Consider the following 18,805-nt stretch of genomic DNA (forward strand, 5'->3'; position numbering starts at 1 on the left):
AGTTTAAGGGCTTTTCGCCTCCGGCGTGTGCAGATCGTTTGGCGCAGAAATGCGCCCTAAAAACTCAAACTGGCTGGATCGTAATCTTCACACTCATGGACTCCACGCCGCCGCCCTGCCGCACACCCTTGATCGGGGGGCAAGCGTTGTAGTCGGTACCCATGGCGAGTCGTATATGGCGTTCGTCAATCAGGCAACTGTGGGTCACGTCGATGCTGACCCATCGCCTGGAAGCCACATCGAGGCACACCTCCACCCAGGCATGACTCGCAAGGTCGGGCTCGTTGGCGGCGTAAAAATAGCCACTCACGTAACGGGCCGGAATGCTTAGGCTTCGGCATATCGCAACCATCACGTGGGCCTGGTCCTGGCACACGCCAGCACCTGCTTCAAAGGCCTCCAGCGCTGTGGTAGTCACGCTTGTGCTATATTTTCGATAGCTTACTACGTCAGCTATGCCTTGGCTAAGCGCTAAAAGCATACCCAAATCAACCACGCTGGAGCCACTTATCGGACTCACGAAGCGACGGCCGAATTCAGCCAGTTTCGGATGCGGTCGCGCTAAATGCGTGGCGCGCAAATAGAAAAGAGGGTGTGGCAGGCTGTCCACATCGGTGAACTCGGCCACCCCCAACGTTTCGACATCGCCCGCTGCGTTGACAAGACTCCAGCGCACGTTGTCCGCGACCTTACCGACAAAGGTGTAGGAATGAATGCTGTTACCAAAAGCATCGCACTGGGCAAAAAGCTTCTCGGGCGCACCGAGGCTCCAGAAATGAACCGTTTGCGCAGGGCCGGACTGCGGCGTCAGCCAGAGTGTTTGCAACGCGTAGCGCAGCGGCTCGGTGTAGCGATAGTCGGTGGTGTGCCTGACGTGCAGCTTCATGGTCAGAGCCTGAGGTTTCTCTTGAACAACGCACTGTTCAACGGGTAGCCGGCATCAAAAACTCACGGTTGATGTTCGCGCCAAGTTCGTTGACGCGGTCCAGAAATTGCGTCAAAAAAGCATGCAGGCCCGTCGCCAGGATCTCGTCGATTCGGGCGTAGCGCAAATCAGCCCTCAATTTGCCCGCGCAACGCAGCGTTTCACTCGACGCGTCGCTGGTGACCATGGCAAGGTTGCTCATCACCTCGTTAAGGCAAGCCAACAAAGAACGCGGCATGTCGGCCCGCAAAATCAGTAATTCGGCCACGCGCTCAGGTTTGACGACATCACGGTAGACCTTGCGGTAGACCTCAAAGGCCGAGACGCTGCGCAGGATCGCGCTCCAATGGTAAAAATCGTATTCCTGATCACTGTCGCTGCCGGCGCCAGCGGAATCGCTTTGCACGGCATGAAACTTCACATCCACCAGCCGGGCGGTATTGTCGGCACGCTCCAGAAAAGTACCCAGACGGAGAAAGTGGAACGCTTCGTCCTGCAACAGGGTGCCCAGCGTTACGCCGCGCGACAAGTGCGAGCGAAATTTGACCCATTCAAAAAACTGGCCAGGATTGCGCTCAAAATCACCTTGGCGCAACATGCGGATGACTTCAAGGTAAGTCTGGTTCTGCGTTTCCCACATCTCGGTGGTCAGCGTGCCCCGCACAGCGCGGGCGTTTTCGCGGGCGTTCTGCAGGCACGAAATAATGCTTGAAGAGTTTTTCTCGTCACGCACCATGAAGTCCATCACATCGCGCCGATTGATGCTGTCGCCATACTTGACGGCGTAGGGGACTTTCAGCTCGCTGATGCTGAGCAGGCCTTCCCATCCCAGTTGGGCCACCGCAGTGGATTGCGGCAGCAAGGAGGTCTGGTAGTTCACATCCAGCATGCGGGCGGTATTTTCAGCCCGCTCCGTGTAGCGAGACATCCAGAAAAGGTGGTCAGCAGTACGTGACAACATGGTTAGAGTTCTCCACCGTTTGACTGTGCCTGTGACGGTGATGGGTGTTGCCCCGGTGCTGCGGTGCCCGTTTGCAAAACCCAGGTGTCTTTGGTCCCACCGCCTTGTGATGAGTTAACTACCAGCGAGCCTTCTTTCAGCGCCACCCGCGTCAGGCCACCGGGCACTATTTGCACCTCTTTGCCGCTCAGCACGAAGGGCCGAAGGTCAATGTGGCGCGGTGCCACACCGCTTTCCACGTAAGTTGGACAGGTGGACAGACTCAGGGTGGGTTGGGCGATGTAGCCCGACGGGTTCGCCAGCAGCACCCGCCGAAAGTCTTCAATTTCTGCGCTGGTCGAGGCCGGGCCCACCAGCATGCCGTAACCGCCGGCCCCATGAACTTCCTTGACGACCAGGTCTTTGAGATTGGCCAAGGTGTACTGCAGGTCTTCTTTGTTTCGGCACAGGTAGGTCGGCACGTTCTTGAGGAGGGGTTTTTCTCCCAAATAAAACTCGATCATTTTCGGCACATAGGGATAAATCGACTTATCGTCTGCCACACCGGTGCCAATGGCGTTGCACAGCGAGACATTGCCGCTTCGATAGACGTTGAGCAAACCAGCGCAGCCCAGCGTGGAGGTTGGCCGAAAAGCCAGCGGATCGAGAGATTCGTCGTCCACCCGACGGTAAATCACGTCGACGCGTTTGGGGCCGCGCGTGGTGCGCATGTAGACAAAATTATCCTTGACGAAAAGGTCCTGGCCTTCGACCAGCTCTACGCCCATCTGCTGCGCCAAAAACGCGTGTTCAAAGTAGGCTGAATTGAACATGCCGGGCGTAAGCACTACAACAGTAGGCTCGTCCGTGGCGGGGGGCGCCATGGCACGCAGCGTCTCCAGCAAAAGATCTGGGTAGTGCGCTACCGGGGCGACGCGGTTCTCACTGAACAGTTCAGGAAACAGCCGCATCATCATCTTCCGGCCTTCCAGCATATAGCTCACACCACTGGCCACACGCAGGTTGTCTTCGAGCACGTAGTACTCGCCCTCTCCTTGCGCTCCGGGCGCGCGCACGATGTCAATGCCGCTGATGTGCGAGTAAATGTCGCCGGGTACGTTGACGCCCATCATCTCTGGACGGAACTGGGCATTCTGAAAGATCTGCTCGGATGGAATCACGCCAGCCTTGATAATTTCCTGCCCGTGGTAGACGTCGTGGATGAATCGATTGAGGACTGTCACGCGTTGAATCAGCCCTTTTTCAATGCTAGCCCATTCATGCACCGGAATGATGCGCGGAATCAGGTCAAACGGGATCAGCCGCTCGGTGCCGGCACCGTCTTCATCTTTGTCGCCGTACACGGCAAAGGTAATGCCCACGCGGCGAAAAATCATTTCCGCTTCAACACGGCGAGCCTCCATCATGTCCGCTGGCTGCATTGCCAGCCAGCGCTGGTAACCCTGGTAGTGCGCACGGACACTGGATGCCGTCGCATTCATCTCATCAAACGTCAGTCGGCTCATTAACTAGATCTCCAGCAAGGTTGGCGCACGGCATCACTTGGCGCGAAGAGGCACATCTCAGACCGCCCGAGCCTTTGTCTGCGGGGCTCTCGACGGGTCATACCGAGGTTTCCCTGTAGCTTAGCAAGGTATAGGCCAGGTCGGCTCACTGGTCGCTTCTTTATAGATCAATCACATGCTGCCAGTAGCGCTTGTTTTCCTGACGCTGGCAGGTGATGTCGCCTGGCTTGATGCTCTGCCAGGTCGCAGCGCCGCACTGTGGCGACCTGATCACCCGAATGCCGCGCTCCCGATAGCGCGCCAGCACCGATTCGACCGGGTGGCCGAACCGGTTGCGATAACCTGCCTGGGCTAAAGCCAGTTGCGGCTGCACGGTATCCAGAAAGACCGCACTCGACGAGGTCTTGCTGCCATGGTGCGGCACCAGCAAAAAATCGGCTTTCACATTGGCAGCGCTGGCACCGGCGGACAACCTGAGTTCTTGCGGTGACTCAATATCTCCCACCAGTAGCGCCGTCCGGGTGCCGTTGGAAACGCGCAGGACACAGCTGAGGGCATTCGATTTATTCTTTACCTCGTAATCGGCGGTAGCGGGATGCAGCACTTCAAAAGTCACCGAGTCCCACTCCCAGCGCTGGCCCGCCGCGCAACGGGTCGACTTGCGCAACGCCTGCAGCTCGTGGCCGTCTTCAATCGAGCTCAGCAACTTCGCCTGCGGCTGCATGGCCAACACGGCAGCGGCGCCCCCGGTGTGATCGCTGTCCCGGTGGCTGAGCATCAGCACGTCCACCCGCTCGCCCAGCGCACGCAGGAGCGGCACGAGAACGCGGTTCCCGGCATCGCTTTCGCGTGAGAAACGCGGCCCGGTGTCGTACAGCAGGGTATGGCTGGCCGTGCGCACCAAGACCGCATTTCCCTGTCCGATATCGGCGGCCAGCAACTCGAACTGCCCCGGTGCCGAACGCCCTGGTTGCCACAACAAAACAGGCAGCATCAGGGGGATGCCCAGCACCCGCCAGTGCCATGGCAAGCGCATGGCCATCAAACCGCCTCCCAGCACACCAAAGGCACCACACCAAAGCGGCGCTGCAGCGAGACTGAGGGAAGCCAGCGGCCAATTGGCAAGCCACTGAAGAAACATCGCCAGCAGGCTCACCGACCACGCAGCACCGTCCCACACCGGCGGCCAGAGCACGCCCAGCATCGCCAAGGGGGTCACGAGCAGCGTCACCCAGGGGATTGCCACCGCATTCGCCAGCAAGCCAACAAGGGAAACCTGATTGAACAGCAGCAGCGACAACGGTGTCAGCGCCAGCGTGACGACCCACTGCTCTCGGGCGGCACGCCCCAGGCCTCCCATCAGTTGCGAAAGACGAGACCGCCAAAATCGGGGCGGCACTAAACGCCCTGAAGCGCGTTGAGATTCGGCTTTGGCGTGACCGGCCTCACGTTCGCCTGAAGCTGAGGCAAAGAGAACGCCCACCGCGACAAACGATAACCAAAACCCTGCCTGCATCAGCGCCCAGGGATCAAGGGCAACTACCACCGCCATGGCGAGCAGCCAGGTCTGCAACCAGGGCCACTGTTTTCCACTTTGCCGCAGCATCACCACCGTAGCGAGCATCCAGATGGTTCGTTGGGCCGGTACGCCCCAGCCCGAAAACAGCGCATACAAAGCGGCCAGAAAAAGCCCACCCAATGCCCCGGCACTGGCGGCCGGTAGCGCCAGACACAGCCGGGGTGTCAGCTTGGCAGAGCGCCGCCAAAAGCTACTTAGAAGCAAAGAAGCAAGCCATGCAAACATCGTGATGTGCAAGCCCGAAATACTCATGAGGTGGGCAACCCCGGTCGCGCGGAAGACATCCCAGTCGGCACGCTCAATGGCGTTTTGGTCGCCCACGACCAAGGCTGCAAGCACACCGGCGACTTGCCGGTTTTCGACGCGCTCGAAAATCGCTTCCCGCACAGACTGACGGGCGCGCTCCACGGGGTGCTCCCAACTGCTGGAGAGCTTCGCGGGCGGCGCATCATGCAGCCCGGCACGCACATAGCCGGTGGCCTGAATGCCCTGCTCCCACAGCCAGAGCTCGTAATCAAAACCGTAGGGATTGCTGCCGCCGTGCGGCGCCTTGAGCCGCACCGTCATCTCCCAGCGCTCCCCGGCGCGCAGGGTTTGCGGCTGACGCTGCAACGCCAGCCCCGACTCGAAAGGATCCGCGTCTTGCGCCGACCCGCTTGGTGCGTCCCGCGCACCGAAGCCGGTATACCAGCCCAGCAAAATTTGCGGTGGCAAGGTCACCCGTTGCCCGTTAAGGTTGGCAGTTTCGAGGCGAAGGCGAAACCGAACGCCGTCATCGCCAAACTGCGGCATGGCCAGCACGCTGCCCGTCACCGCGATATCGCGCCCTTCCAGCGCTGGGTTCAATGCAGTGACCTGAAACGTGCTGGCCCGCCAGCCGGTCAGACCGAAACCGAGCAACACGGCGACTACGAAAACAGCCAGACCCGCGCCACCTAGCGTCCTGTTTTTCAGAACCGTCGCACCACATACAGCAACCACCGCGGCACCGGCCAGCGCGGCAAGCAAACCATACCAGCCGCCAGGCCACAGGCTAGGCTGCTGCAGTTGCACCGCCACACCGGCGATGAAACCACTGAAAACAAGCCCCGGGCTGATCGCCCTCGCAGGGGATTTGCCCAAAACGGGTCGATCCATTGCCGCCTCCGCAGTTATTATTTTTCAACCGCAAAATCGCCTTCTTCAACAGGCCCGCAACGCCAAAGCGCGACAAGCTTGCTGAACCCACCATTCGTCAGCAGGCCTGCCGACGAACCCGAGTCAACCGATCCAGCAGCCGATCGATTGTCCACTGCATTACGTTAAGATAAAACCCGAATGGCACCAGTGAAGCTATGTTTTCTATAGCGCGTTGCGTCCGGCTTGTGTCCACTAGCGACCGATTCATTATAAATTCCATTTAAATTCATATTCAAAGGAAATCACCATGAGTAGCGCTCCACAAAACATCTACGAAAAGCTCAAAGCACTTAACATTACGCTGCCTGCAGTGGCGACCCCGGCCGCCGCTTACCTGCCGTTCGTGCAGACTGGCAAGCTGGTGTTTCTGAGCGGTCACTTGGCAAAGAAAGACGGCAAGGTCATTGTGGGCCAGCTTGGAAAAAACCTCAGCACCGAAGAAGGCAAGGCTGCCGCCCGCGCAATTGCCATCGACTTGATGGGCACACTGCACGCCGCCGTCGGCGACTTGGGCAAGGTCAAGCGCATCGTCAAACTCATGAGCCTGGTCAACTCCACGAGCGAATTTACCGAACAGCACCTGGTGACCAACGGCGCCAGTGAATTACTGGGAGAAGTGTTCGGCGACGCTGGCAAACATGCCCGGAGCGCGTTTGGCGTTGCACAGATTCCGATGGGGGCTTGCGTGGAGATTGAACTGATCGCCGAGGTGGACTGAAGTTGCTAGTGCGCCTATTCAAAGACTAGCCGCCATTTTTCATTACTCAACCCGCATGATTCCCGTCGGCTTGAATCCCAAATCCGCCGCCTTGCCTTTGCGGGCGCGCGCGGCGCGCGCATTGTTCAGGCTGCGGATTTCCAGAGTTTCCTCGCGCGCCTTACTGCCGCGACCAATGCCTTCGATTCGTACGCTGCGGGTGTAAGCCGCCGCACCGGCCAGCGCGTCTTTCGAGTCCAGGTCAATCAAGACCAGTCCGCGCCCGCCCTTTTCCATCTGCTTGATCTCGTTGATCTCAAAGGTGAGGATGCGTCCCGCCGTTGAGGCGCACGCCACATAGGTTGCGGGTGGTAACGGCTGGGCACCCGTACTGCCCTTTGCGTGAGAGGGCCGACAGATGGTTTCACCCTCTCCCAAGGTCATAAAAGCCTTGCCGCTCTTGTTGCGCGAAACCATGCCCTCAACCGTGGCCAGAAAGCCGTAGCCGCCCGAGCTGGACAACAGCAGCATGGCGGACGCAGGCCCGGCAAAGTAGTGAAGCAATTGCGTGCCCGACTCCAGTTCGATCAGCGTCGTCACGGGTTGACCGTCCCCGCGCGCGCCCGGCAACAGGGCAACGGGCACGGAGTAGACGCGCCCGTTGCTACCAAAGCCCAGCAAGGTATCGACCGTCCGGCATTCAAAAGTGCTGTAGAGCGCGTCGCCGGCTTTAAATGCGAAGCTCGACGAATCGTGTCCGTGCCCGCCGCGTGCGCGCACCCAGCCTTTGGCGCTCACCACGACCGTGACAGGCTCATCCAGCACCTTCACTTCCAGAACGGCCTTTTTATCGGCCTGAATTAAGGTCCGTCGCGGGTCGGCAAACTGCTTCGCATCGGTTTCGATTTCCTTGATCAGCAGTCGGCGAAGCGCCGCCGGGCTGCCCAGAATTTCTTCGAGCTTGCCCTGCTCTTCACGCAAGGCTTTCAGTTCCTGCTCAATTTTGAGGGCTTCGAGCCGCGCCAGCTGGCGAAGTCGGATTTCAAGAATGTCCTCAGCCTGCCGGTCGCTGAGACTGAATCGCGCTATCAACGCTGCCTTAGGCTCATCGGATTGGCGAATGATCGCAATCACTTCGTCAATATTGAGCAGCACCAGATGCCGCCCCTCCAGGATGTGAATACGGTCCAGCACCTTGTCGAGGCGATGCTGCGAACGCCGCTGCACGGTGGTCTGCCGGAACGTAATCCACTCCTGCAGCATCTGCCGCAAAGATTTCTGCGTTGGCTTTCCATCCAGCCCCACCATGGTGAGGTTGATGGAGGAAGAACTCTCCAAGCTGGTGTGGGCCAGCAAGGTGTTGATGAGTTCGGATTGTTCGATCTTGCTGGTCTTGGGTTCAAACACCAGACGCACGGCCGCATCTTTGCTGGACTCGTCGCGCACCACGTCGAGAACCGCGAGTACGGTTTGTTTGAGTTGTACCTGGTCCTGGCTGAGCGCTTTCTTGCCGCTCCTGATTTTGGGATTGGTGATCTCTTCAATCTCTTCAAGCACCTTCTGCGAGCTGATGCCAGGTGGAAGCTCCTGCACCACCAGTTGCCATTGGCCCCGCGCCAGGTCTTCAATTTTCCAGAGTGCGCGCACTTTGAGTGAGCCACGACCCGTGCTGTACGCCGCCGCGATTTCTGCAGCGCTCGAAATGATCTGTGCGCCGCCTGGGTAGTCGGGACCAGCGATCAGTGCGTACAACTCCGCATCGCTGAGCAGCGGAGTTTTGATCAGGGCAACGCAGGCGTCGGCCACCTCCCGCAAGTTATGGCTGGGTATCTCTGTGGCGAGCCCGACGGCAATGCCGCTGGCACCGTTGAGGAGCGTGAAAGGCAAGCGGGCCGGGAGTTGACGCGGCTCTTCAGTCGATCCGTCGTAGTTGGGCACAAAATCTACCGTGCCTTCATCGATTTCCTCCATCAGCAGGCTGGTGATGCGGGCCAGTCGCGCCTCGGTGTAGCGCATGGCGGCGGCGCCATCGCCGTCGCGGCTGCCAAAGTTTCCTTGTCCATCGACCAGCGGATAACGCTGCGAAAAATCTTGCGCCATGCGGACCATGGCGTCGTAAGCCGCCTGGTCACCGTGGGGATGGAAGCGACCCAGCACATCGCCTACCACGCGGGCGCTTTTGACGGGCCTGGCCCCGCTGTTTCCGTTGGCCCCGCCAAATCCCAGACCCATCCGGGCCATGCTGTACAAAATGCGTCGCTGGACCGGCTTTTGGCCATCGCACACATCAGGCAGCGCCCTGCCCTTGACCACGCTGAGCGCGTATTCCAGGTAGGCGCGCTGCGCGTAGGCGGCGAGCGAATCTTGGTCAGCAGCGTCGGGGTTCTGGGCTTCCGGGCCCGGCGAAAAAAGATCCGTCATGAATTTGCTTGGGTTAGACAGGTTATGCGCTGCCGGAACGCATCGGTTGCGTCAGGCACAGCGGTTGGTCGGCCGAGTCGATTACGATCCGCCGCGCTTAATGATCTGGTTTTCTTCGACAATCCATAGGCTGCACACTCGATGGCTGCCAGGCCGCGACACAAAATGGTCGGTGGACGCTGTCAGCCAAGTCTGAGCCTTCGTCAAGGTGAGAGGCGGCTTCAATCTCAAAGTACTGACAATCACGCGAAATTGGAACGCCCCACCAGACAACAGGGGGCGCTCAATCCCGCACAGCCTTGACCTCTGGCACGGCAGTGGAAACCATTGTCGACGGAAGCATGTTGCTGCGGCCAGTGGCCCCACCCATCATTTCCATGCGCACTCTGCCAGCGGCGGCGATCATGCTCGGCGGCTTCAAATGGTTATAGAGTTGCATCACGGTTTTGACGTAATTTTTGGTTTCCGGGTAGTTGGGTATCTTGTTGCCGGCGCGCTGCACCGCGCCTTCACCGGCGTTGTAGGCGGCAACGGCCAATTCAAGCTGGCCAGGAAACATCTTGATCAGATCGCTCAGGTAGCTTGCACCGGCCCCAATGTTGGTCTTGGGGTCTGTGAGCTTTTTCTGGATGGGCGAATTCTTGTCGGCCCTCACGCCATAACGCTCCGCAGTGGGCGGAATCAACTGCATCAAGCCCACCGCACCTTTCGGTGAAACCGCGTGGGTATCGAATCCCGACTCCGTGGCGATCAAGGCCTGCAGTAATTCGTAGTCAATCCCGTGCGTCAGCGAGGCTTCGCGCAGCAAATGCTTGACGGCCTTGTAATTGGGCGACACATCAAAGTAGGCCAGTAGCTTGGGCGGCGCCGCCGCCACGCCCGTAGTCGCATAAGAACTGCTGGTCAGCGCTTCATCGGCGCTTCCCACAATGCGGGTACGGCTGGGGTTACCGGCATCGAAACTTTCGCCTCCGCGAAAAAAGAGTTCGTAACGCTCGTCCAGTTGCGTCGCTGAAAAGTGAGCCGTGCCCTGGGCATTGACGTAGCCCCAAATATCAGCCCGGGCCGGCGTGACATGCAATGCAGCGAGCACCAGAAGGAGTAAGGACAAACCCAGCGAGCGCAGCCGGGCGCCCGCTCGCAGCGGCGGCGTGTTGTACAAAAACTCCTTCAGGCTCAGGTCCATCAAATATCAATTTCTACGGCGTCGCCGTGTAGCTCCATCAGTTCGCGGCGTGCCGCCGCTTCGCCCTTGCCCATCAACTTGGTGATTAGACTCTCGGTTTGCAGGAAATCAAAGTTTCCAAGTTGCACCGGCAACAGGCGGCGTGTGTCTGGATTGAGTGTGGTATCCCACAATTGTTCCGCACTCATTTCGCCCAAGCCCTTGAAACGGCTGATGGTCCACGCATTCTCGCGAACTCCATCTTTGCGTAATTTATCCAATATGGCGTTCAACTCGCCTTCATCAAGGGCATACACCTTGGATGCCGGCTTTTTGCCACGGGCCGGTGCATCGACACGGAACAGCGGCGGGCGGGCGACATAAACATGTCCGGCTTCTATCAATTTTGGGAAGTGACGGAAAAAGAGGGTCAGCAGCAGCACTTGGATATGGGAGCCATCGACGTCCGCATCGCTCAGAATGCAAACCTTGCCGTAGCGCAGTCCGCTCAAATCGGGCGTATCGTTAGGCCCGTGCGGATCGACCCCAATCGCAACCGCAATGTCGTGAATCTCGTTGTTGGCAAACAGGCGGTCGCGCTCGACCTCCCACGTATTCAGCACCTTGCCGCGCAGCGGAAGAATGGCCTGACTTTCTTTGTTGCGGCCCATTTTGGCGCTGCCACCAGCAGAATCACCCTCTACCAGGAACACTTCGTTGTGCGCCAGATCCTTGCTTTCGCAGTCGGTCAGCTTGCCTGGTAAAACGGCAACGCCCGAGCCCTTGCGTTTTTCAACTTTCTGACCCGCTTTCTGACGCGTTTGCGCAGCCTTGATGGCGAGTTCGGCGAGTTTTTTGCCGTACTCGACATGCTCGTTCAGCCACAGTTCCAGCGCCGGTCGTACGAAGTTAGAGACCAATCGAACGGCGTCACGGGAATTGAGTCGCTCCTTGATCTGGCCCTGGAATTGCGGGTCCAGCACCTTGGCCGAAAGCACGTAGCTCGCGCGGGCAAAGACGTCTTCAGACAACAGCTTGACACCTTTCGGCAACAGCGAATGCAGGTCAATAAAGCTCTTGACCGCATTGAAGAGGCCGTCGCGCAGACCGCTCTCATGCGTGCCACCGGCGCTCGTCGGAATCAGATTGACGTAGCTCTCGCGCACTGGCAGGCCGAACTCGGTAAAGGCCACGCACCAACTGGCACCCTCCCCCTCGGCAAAACTGTCATGCGAGGCATCCGCAAAGCCTTCATTTTCAAACAGTGGAATAACGGGTTCACCCGTTAGCGTCTGCATCAGATAGTCGCGCAAACCGCCTTTAAAGACCCAGCTTTGCGTTTCCTTGGTTTTTTCATTAGTCAGCGTGACAGTCACGCCAGGCATCAGCACCGCCTTGCTGCGCAGCAAATGCGTTAATTCGGTCATCGGCAACGCGGAAGACTCAAAGTATTTGGCATCCGGCCAAGCGCGCACCGAGGTGCCCGTCTTGCGATCGCCTTCGCCCGCCGCGCGCAAGGTCAGGGGTTCAATCACGTCCCCACCCGAAAATGCGAGTTTGGCGACCTTGCCTTCGCGGTAAGAGGTGACTTCGAGCCGCTTGGACAACGCATTGGTGACGCTCACCCCCACACCGTGCAGGCCGCCCGAAAAACTGTAGGCGCCGCCTTTGCCTTTGTCGAACTTGCCGCCCGCATGCAGCCGGGTAAACACCAGTTCAAGCACCGGCGCTTTTTCTTCTGGATGCATGCCGAATGGAATACCGCGGCCATCGTCTTCCACCGTGACCGAGCCATCCGTGTGCAGGACGACCCTGAGCTTCTTGCCGTGTCCCGCCAGTGCTTCGTCAGCCGAGTTGTCGAGCACTTCCTGAATCACGTGCAGCGGGTTATCGGTGCGCGTATACATACCCGGACGCTGCTTTACAGGCTCCAGGCCCTTCAGCACGCGGATCGAGCTTTCAGAATAGTCGGTAGGGGTTTTGTCAGCCATGGCGGTAGAAATAATTGCCCCGATTGTAGTCCGAGCCTCCAAAGTACCTGTATAAATAACCAGCCTTCCTTGGCGATGAGAGCACAGCAGACGCACCGGCAACCTCAAATCTGCGCGGCGGCGGCGACTCGTCAGTATTTTCGTTAAAGTCTGCCCATGCATCCAAATACCGCCTATCCCAGCAAAGCGCTTTCGATGTTTCAAGTGCTGGCCTGTGGCGCGGCAATTGTCACGCTTTCCATGGGCATACGGCACGGTTTCGGGCTGTGGCTTCAGCCGATCACTCAGGCGCAGGGATGGACTCGCGGGACCTTTGCCTTTGCGATTGCGATTCAGAACTTGGCCTGGGGAGTTTTTGGAATTTTCGCGGGCATGGCGGCTGATCGATTTGGTGCCCTGCGCGTGGTCGTGGTCGGTGCATTGCTCTACGCACTGGGATTGGTAGGAATGGCTCTTTCACCCACGGCCTTGCTGTTTACCATGACCGCCGGGGTGTTGATTGGCGCGGCGCAGGCAGGCACCACGTATGCCGTAATTTACGGCGTGATCGGCCGCAATATACCGGCCGACAAACGCTCCTGGGCTATGGGTGTCGCAGCGGCAGCAGGCTCGTTTGGCCAATTTCTAATGGTCCCTACCGAGGGCTTCCTGATCAGCAGCTTGGGCTGGCAGACGGCATTGTTGGTCCTCGCTGCCGCCGTGCTTCTGATCATGCCGCTTGCGCTCGGCCTGCGGGAGCGTCATTTCGAAGGGGCCCCATCGGCCAGACGAGAACAAAGCGTCGGCCAGGCGTTGCACGAGGCCTTTAAATACCCGAGCTTTCAGCTGCTGATGGCTGGTTACTTCGTCTGCGGCTTTCAAGTGGTGTTTATTGGGGTGCACCTGCCCAGCTATCTTAGAGATAAGGGCCTTTCGCCGCAGGTCGCTAGCTACGCGCTGGCACTGATTGGCCTGTTCAATGTATTTGGCACCTACGCCGCAGGCGCGCTGGGCCAAAGAATCGCCAAAAAGAAAATTCTTGCAACCATTTATCTCTCACGCGCCGCGGTCATCGCTGTCTTTCTGGCAGCGCCGGTAAGCCCCGCCAGTGTCTATATATTTGCCAGTCTGATGGGGCTGCTCTGGCTGTCTACGATTCCTCCCACCAACGCCATGGTGGCGCAAATCTTTGGCATCCAGCACCTTTCGATGCTGGGCGGCTTTATTTTCTTCAGCCACCAGATGGGGTCGTTCTTGGGCGTCTGGCTAGGCGGCTATTTGTATGACCGCACCGGCAGCTATGACGTTGTCTGGTATATCTCCATTGGGCTCGGCGTCTTTGCAGCACTGGTAAATTTGCCCGTGCGCGAAGCACCGATTTCCAGGGCCGGCCACGGCAAACTGCTGCAGGGTGCCTGAGTTGGCCAAAAGAATCGGCATCTGGGCCATTGCGATCCTCGCGTCGCTGGGGGTGTTCACCCTTTATACCCGGCCGGAGTTCCTGTTCACACTTGCGAATCAGGTTTGGGCCTGTTTTTAAAGCTTCATTTCACGGTTATTTGGGCGTCCTGCCTCTTCGAGATAAAGATCAATCGCAATGAAAATAATAGTAATCACGGGTGCCTCGGACGGCATCGGCGCCGAAATGGCACGGCAACTGGCGCAAACGCATCGGGCGGCCGTCGCTTTGGTGCTGGCCGCGCGCGATGAGGTCCGACTCTCGGCAGTCGCAGCGCACTGTGAAGCACACGGTGCACAAACGCTGGTGGTTAAAACCGACGTCTCGATTGAGGCCCAATGCAGGCAACTAATAACCCTCACTATTGCCAAGTTTGGCCAGATCGACGCCTTGATCAACAATGCCGGCATGTCTGCGCAGGCTCTTTTTCAGGACGTAAGAGCTGACGATCTGGCCTGGTACGAGCAGTTGATGCGCATCAATTTATGGGGCAGCGTTTGGTGCACGCATGCCGCGCTGCCGTATCTAAAACAAAGCCGCGGCAGCATCGTGGCGGTCTCCAGTCTGGCGGGGCTGATCGGGGTACCGGGCCGCACGGCCTACAGCGCCACCAAATTTGCAATGACCGGTTTCTTTGAGGCCCTTCGCGCTGAATTAAAGGGTGCGGGCATCAGCGTCACGACGGCTTACCCGGGCGTGGTGTCCACCAACATCCGGCACCACGGCTTCAACGCGCTCGGTGTCGCTGCGGGCTCCAGCGGACTCAAAGAAGACGACGCCATGAGCGTAGAAGAGTGTGCCGGGCTGATTTTGCAAGGTATGGGGAAGCGCGAACGCGAGGTCGTCATGACAGCCAAGGGCAAGCTGGGTCGGTGGCTCAAGCTAATTGCGCCAGCCCGGGTAGAGCTTATGGCGCTTGCCGCCCTTAAAGACGAGGTGAAACCACATTGAAAGAGACGCCGTCCGCTTGGGTGCAGCGCTGGTCGCATCTTGTTCCGAATCGGGGGGTGGTGCTGGACGTTGCTTGCGGACAAGGCCGCCACGCTCGCTGGTTTTATGAAAGAAATCACTCTGTTGTGCTTGTAGACAGGTCGCAGGAAGCGATTGATTCAATCGCAATTCCGGGACAAGCCTGCGAAGCTATAGTGGCCGATATTGAGAACGGTCCCTGGCCGTTCGCGGGGCGGCAGTTTGACGCGGTGGTCGTGATCAACTACCTTTGGCGCCCGCTCCTGTCGACCTTACTGGAGAGCCTGGCGCCAGGCGGCGTACTGATTTATGAAACCTTTACGCAAGGCAACGAAACGGTAGGCAAACCGTCCCGACCCGATTTTCTGTTGCGTCCCGGCGAGCTGCTCCAGGTCTGCGCGGGCTTGCGCGTAGTGGCTTTTGAAGACGGTTTTCAGAACGGTTTGAAGCTAGCGTCTGGGGAGCAACTGCCACGATTCCTACAGCGCATTGCCGCGGTCCGCGAACCTGCCAAGCGTTGCGCTTTGCCCGAGCACCCAGGCCCGGAAGACGACCGACCGCCGCGCTATAGACTACCCTAGGCTCTGGGTAGAATGCAGGATTGGCTCTTTGGGCCGGTCTTTTGATTGTTGAGCCCGACCAACATTAACATCCGCAATCGCGAACCTGACAAGCAAGACATGAAACCCATTACTGGCAGCATCGTTGCATTGGCAACTCCCTTGCATGAAGATGGCACGGTGGACTACCCCACTCTGCGCAAACTGGTCGATTGGCACATCGCGGAAGGGACCGACTGCATAGGCGTGGTAGGTACCACCGGGGAGTCGCCCACCGTCAATGTTGAAGAACATTGCGAAATCATTCGCGTCTCGGTGGAGCAGGCAAAGAAACGCGTCCCCATCATGGCCGGATGCGGCGCCAATTCAACGGCTGAAGCGATCGAGCTCGCCAAATTCGCCAAGGATGTAGGCGCCGACTGCCAGTTGCAGGTGGTTCCTTATTACAACAAGCCCACCCAAGAAGGTCAGTACCGTCACTTCAAGGCCATTGCCGAGGCAGTCGGGGATTTGCCGATCGTGCTGTACAACGTCCCGGGCCGCAGCGTGGCCGATATGGCGCACGCGACCGTACTGCGCCTGGCTCAGATACCCGGAATTGTGGGCATCAAGGAAGCGACCGGCAACATCGAGCGCGCACAGTGGCTGATCAAAGAAGTTCCGAAGGGATTTGCCGTGTATTCTGGCGATGACCCCACTGCTGTGGCCCTGATGCTGTGTGGTGGCCAAGGCAACGTCAGCGTGACCGCCAACGTTGCGCCCAAGCTGATGCATGAACTGTGTGTGGCGGCAGTAGCGGGCGACGTCAGGCGCGCCATGGAATTGCAGTTCAAACTGTTGCCCCTTCACAGAAACCTGTTTATCGAAGCCAACCCTATTCCGGTTAAATGGGCCATGGCCCGGATGGGACTTTGCGGCGGCACGCTGCGCCTGCCTATGACGTCGCTTGAGACCTGCAACGAATCTGCCGTTGAAGGCGCCCTGCGCGCCTGCAGCCTGATCTAATTTTTTAGGGAACCCCAGTGAAGACATTGCCAAATCGTTTTACCTTCTTAAAAGCTCGAAGCGCTGCAGCCGTCGCTGCTTTGCTTGCCATCAGCCTGCTCGCTGGCTGCTCCACCATCAAAAATACGATGGAGGGCGATCGGGTCGATTACAAAACAACCGGCGTCAAAGCCCCCTCGCTGGATATCCCGCCCGACCTGACGCAGCTCACCCGCGATACCCGTTACGTTGTTCCCGGCACGGCCGTCACGGCAAGCAGCTACCAAGTGGCCCAGCCTACCCAGACGGTGCCGACCGCAGCCGCGACAGTTGGCGACGTACGGATCGAGCGCTCAGGCAGCCAGCGCTGGCTCGTGGTTAACCGGCCTGCGGACAAGCTTTGGGGGCCGGTGCGCGATTTCTGGCTAGAGAACGGATTTTTGCTGTCACTAGACCAGGAAAATCTAGGCATCATGGAAACGGACTATGCCGAGAACCGTGCCAAATTACCGCAGGATTTCATCCGAAATACTTTGGGCAAAGTACTGGAAAGCCTCTACTCCACCGGAGAACGTGACAAGTTCCGGACCCGACTTGAGCGCAGGCCAGACGGTGGCACTGAGATCTACATCAGTCACCGTGGGCTGGTGGAAGTGGTGACAGGTGCCAAAAGCGGCGCGTCTTCGGGCGACAGCACGATCTGGCAACCCCGCCCCGCCGACCCGGAGTTGGAAGCCGAGTTTCTGCGCCGCCTGATGGTCAAGCTGGGCGTGACGCAGGAACAGTCGAAAGCACTGATCGCAGCGGGCGCAACCAAACAAACCTCTCGCGTCGCCGTGGTGAACAACCTGCCCGTGGTCCAGATCGACGAAGGGTTCGAACGCGCATGGCGCCGGGTTGGCCTAGCGTTGGACCGTACGGGCTTTACCGTCGAGGACCGTGACCGCAGCCAAGGCACCTACTTCGTGCGTTACGTCGAGCCCGTAGCCAACAAAAGTGAGCCAGGATTCTTCAGTAAGCTGTTCAGCGGTTCGTCAACCGCGCCACCGCCGCTGAAGTACCGCATCACGGTCAAGAGTCAGGGTGAAAGCACAACGGTGTCCGTCCTCAATGCCCAAGGCGCTGCTGAATCGTCAGCCAATGCGCAGCGCATTGTTCAGGTGATTGCGGACGACCTGAAGTAAAGGCGGGAAAGTTTGCAGCGACATAACCGCGCCTTGCCCTGGTGTTAAGGTTTAAAAGCCTCGGCAGTGGCAGTACGGGCAACGCTACGCTTGTAGAGGTTGCGGGCCGAAAGCCGGTGCGCCTGCTGGTTGACTGCGGCCTCGGGCAGAAACGACTCGCACTGCGACTGGCCGGCGCCGGACTGATCACTGACGACATTGATGCCATCTTTATCACGCACGAACACAGCGATCACATTGGATGCACGCGCCAGTTCGCGAAGCGCCACAGGGTGCCGGTTTGGATGAGCCGCGGCACTTATGAGGGGATCGGCTCGCCCGACTTCGACGGCCTTCTGAATACCGCACGCGACGGCGAAGGCATTGATCTGGGCGCTCTCCAGATCATGCCCTTTACGGTTCCGCACGATGCCCGCGAACCGTTGCAGCTCACCTGCACGGACGGGACTGCGAAGCTTGGGATTCTGACCGACCTCGGCCATGCGACGGCTTACCTGCTGGACCATCTGGCGCTCTGCGATGCTTTGCTGCTTGAGTGCAACCACGACTGCGAGTTGCTGGCCCTGTCGGCCTATCCGCCTTTTCTCAAGCGGCGCGTCGGGGGGATGTACGGACATTTATCCAACACCGCTGCGAGCGCGATTGCCCGCTCCGTGGTCCACAGCGGACTCAAGCATCTCGTTGCCGCTCATCTGAGCGAAAAAAACAACCGGCCGGAACTTGCGCATCGCGCCATGTCTGAGGCGCTGGGAGACTCCACTGAGGTAGTGATTGCCGACGCCAATGCTGGCACTCGCTGGCTTGAAATATAGGATAGCTCCAGCGGTAGCCTCGTCGTAACGCTCTCAAATCAGGTTATCGACATAAGGGTCAGGAACACAAAAAAAGCCGCCCGAAGGCGGCTTTTTTCTCAAGCGAAAGAAATTACTTCTTCATTGCATCTTTGGCAGCGCTAGCAGCTTGGGCAGCGGCGTCAGCGGCGCTGTTAGCCGAGGCGCCGGCAGCAGCAGCGGAACCAGCTGCGTCGCTAGCGGAACCGACAGCAGCAGCAGCTTCAGGCGCTGGTGCGGGAGTAACCACAACCGGTGCAGGCGTCACGACAACTGGTGCTTCTTCTTTTTTACCGCAAGCAGCCAGAGCAATAGCGGCAACGATAGCGGCCAAAACAAGTGATTTGTTCATTTTTACGATCCTTGATGAATTAAGAAAACAATTTCCGGAAATTGTCAAAAGACAACCTAAACTAA

The 18,805-nt window shown here is 58.7% G+C and carries 15 protein-coding genes; 7 read left to right on the forward strand and 8 right to left on the reverse strand.

Annotated elements, in window-relative coordinates; genetic code table 11:
* Positions 1-64: 64 nt before the first annotated feature.
* The 4 genes from HHJ16_RS09845 to HHJ16_RS09860 form a co-directional block, all read right to left on the reverse strand.
* On the reverse strand, positions 65-886 hold the full coding sequence (locus tag HHJ16_RS09845; protein WP_293642493.1) for a transglutaminase family protein: 822 nt from the start codon (positions 884-886) through the stop codon (positions 65-67).
* A gap of 37 nt (positions 887-923) precedes the next feature.
* Positions 924-1,886 carry an alpha-E domain-containing protein gene (locus HHJ16_RS09850; protein WP_293642494.1) on the reverse strand — a complete coding sequence of 321 codons (963 nt, stop codon included), beginning with the start codon at positions 1,884-1,886 and terminating at the stop codon, positions 924-926.
* Between the two features lie 2 nt (positions 1,887-1,888).
* A complete protein-coding gene (locus HHJ16_RS09855; protein WP_293642495.1) occupies positions 1,889-3,391 on the reverse strand; it encodes a circularly permuted type 2 ATP-grasp protein in 1,503 nt (500 codons plus the stop codon).
* Between the two features lie 160 nt (positions 3,392-3,551).
* Complete coding sequence (locus HHJ16_RS09860) at positions 3,552-6,107, reverse strand: DNA internalization-related competence protein ComEC/Rec2 (RefSeq protein WP_293642496.1); 2,556 nt, start codon at positions 6,105-6,107, stop codon at positions 3,552-3,554.
* Between the two features lie 289 nt (positions 6,108-6,396).
* On the opposite strand from HHJ16_RS09860, the gene HHJ16_RS09865 reads away from it, so the two are divergent.
* Complete coding sequence (locus HHJ16_RS09865; RefSeq protein WP_293642497.1) at positions 6,397-6,867, forward strand: RidA family protein; 471 nt, start codon at positions 6,397-6,399, stop codon at positions 6,865-6,867.
* Between the two features lie 42 nt (positions 6,868-6,909).
* Here HHJ16_RS09865 and parC read toward each other — a convergent pair whose 3' ends face one another.
* From parC to HHJ16_RS09880, 3 genes are all read right to left on the reverse strand, one after another.
* Positions 6,910-9,267, reverse strand: a complete 2,358-nt coding sequence (gene parC / locus HHJ16_RS09870; protein ID WP_293642498.1) for a DNA topoisomerase IV subunit A — start codon at positions 9,265-9,267, stop codon at positions 6,910-6,912.
* 283 nt (positions 9,268-9,550) lie between these two features.
* On the reverse strand, positions 9,551-10,453 hold the full coding sequence (locus tag HHJ16_RS09875) for a lytic transglycosylase domain-containing protein (RefSeq protein WP_293642499.1): 903 nt from the start codon (positions 10,451-10,453) through the stop codon (positions 9,551-9,553).
* Positions 10,453-12,423, reverse strand: a complete 1,971-nt coding sequence (locus tag HHJ16_RS09880) for a DNA topoisomerase IV subunit B (protein WP_293642501.1) — start codon at positions 12,421-12,423, stop codon at positions 10,453-10,455. Before HHJ16_RS09880 ends, HHJ16_RS09875 begins: the two co-directional genes overlap by 1 nt.
* A gap of 156 nt (positions 12,424-12,579) precedes the next feature.
* On the opposite strand from HHJ16_RS09880, the gene HHJ16_RS09885 reads away from it, so the two are divergent.
* The 6 genes from HHJ16_RS09885 (at position 12,580) to HHJ16_RS09910 (ending at position 18,370) form a co-directional block, all read left to right on the forward strand.
* On the forward strand, positions 12,580-13,821 hold the full coding sequence (locus HHJ16_RS09885; protein ID WP_293642503.1) for an MFS transporter: 1,242 nt from the start codon (positions 12,580-12,582) through the stop codon (positions 13,819-13,821).
* A 178-nt stretch (positions 13,822-13,999) separates the two neighbouring features.
* Entirely contained in the window at positions 14,000-14,812 is an 813-nt protein-coding gene (locus HHJ16_RS09890) for an SDR family oxidoreductase (RefSeq protein ID WP_293642505.1), read from the forward strand.
* The gene (locus tag HHJ16_RS09895) at positions 14,809-15,411 is read left to right on the forward strand and encodes a class I SAM-dependent methyltransferase (protein WP_293642506.1); all 603 of its coding nucleotides are present in this window, start codon (positions 14,809-14,811) and stop codon (positions 15,409-15,411) included. The genes HHJ16_RS09890 and HHJ16_RS09895 overlap by 4 nt, the downstream gene beginning before the upstream one ends.
* A 99-nt stretch (positions 15,412-15,510) precedes the next feature.
* On the forward strand, positions 15,511-16,395 hold the full coding sequence (gene dapA / locus HHJ16_RS09900; protein ID WP_293642507.1) for a 4-hydroxy-tetrahydrodipicolinate synthase: 885 nt from the start codon (positions 15,511-15,513) through the stop codon (positions 16,393-16,395).
* A 128-nt stretch (positions 16,396-16,523) separates the two neighbouring features.
* The gene (gene bamC / locus HHJ16_RS09905; RefSeq protein WP_293642529.1) at positions 16,524-17,558 is read left to right on the forward strand and encodes an outer membrane protein assembly factor BamC; all 1,035 of its coding nucleotides are present in this window, start codon (positions 16,524-16,526) and stop codon (positions 17,556-17,558) included.
* A gap of 41 nt (positions 17,559-17,599) precedes the next feature.
* Positions 17,600-18,370 carry an MBL fold metallo-hydrolase gene (locus HHJ16_RS09910; protein ID WP_293642508.1) on the forward strand — a complete coding sequence of 257 codons (771 nt, stop codon included), beginning with the start codon at positions 17,600-17,602 and terminating at the stop codon, positions 18,368-18,370.
* Positions 18,371-18,482: 112 nt separating this feature from the next.
* Here the strand turns inward: HHJ16_RS09910 and HHJ16_RS09915 are convergent, their stop codons facing one another.
* The gene (locus HHJ16_RS09915; RefSeq protein WP_293642509.1) at positions 18,483-18,740 is read right to left on the reverse strand and encodes a hypothetical protein; all 258 of its coding nucleotides are present in this window, start codon (positions 18,738-18,740) and stop codon (positions 18,483-18,485) included.
* Between the last annotated feature and the right edge of the window lie 65 nt (positions 18,741-18,805).

The sequence above is a fragment of the Polaromonas sp. genome (assembly GCF_012927485.1).
GTDB lineage: Bacteria > Pseudomonadota > Gammaproteobacteria > Burkholderiales > Burkholderiaceae_C > Polaromonas.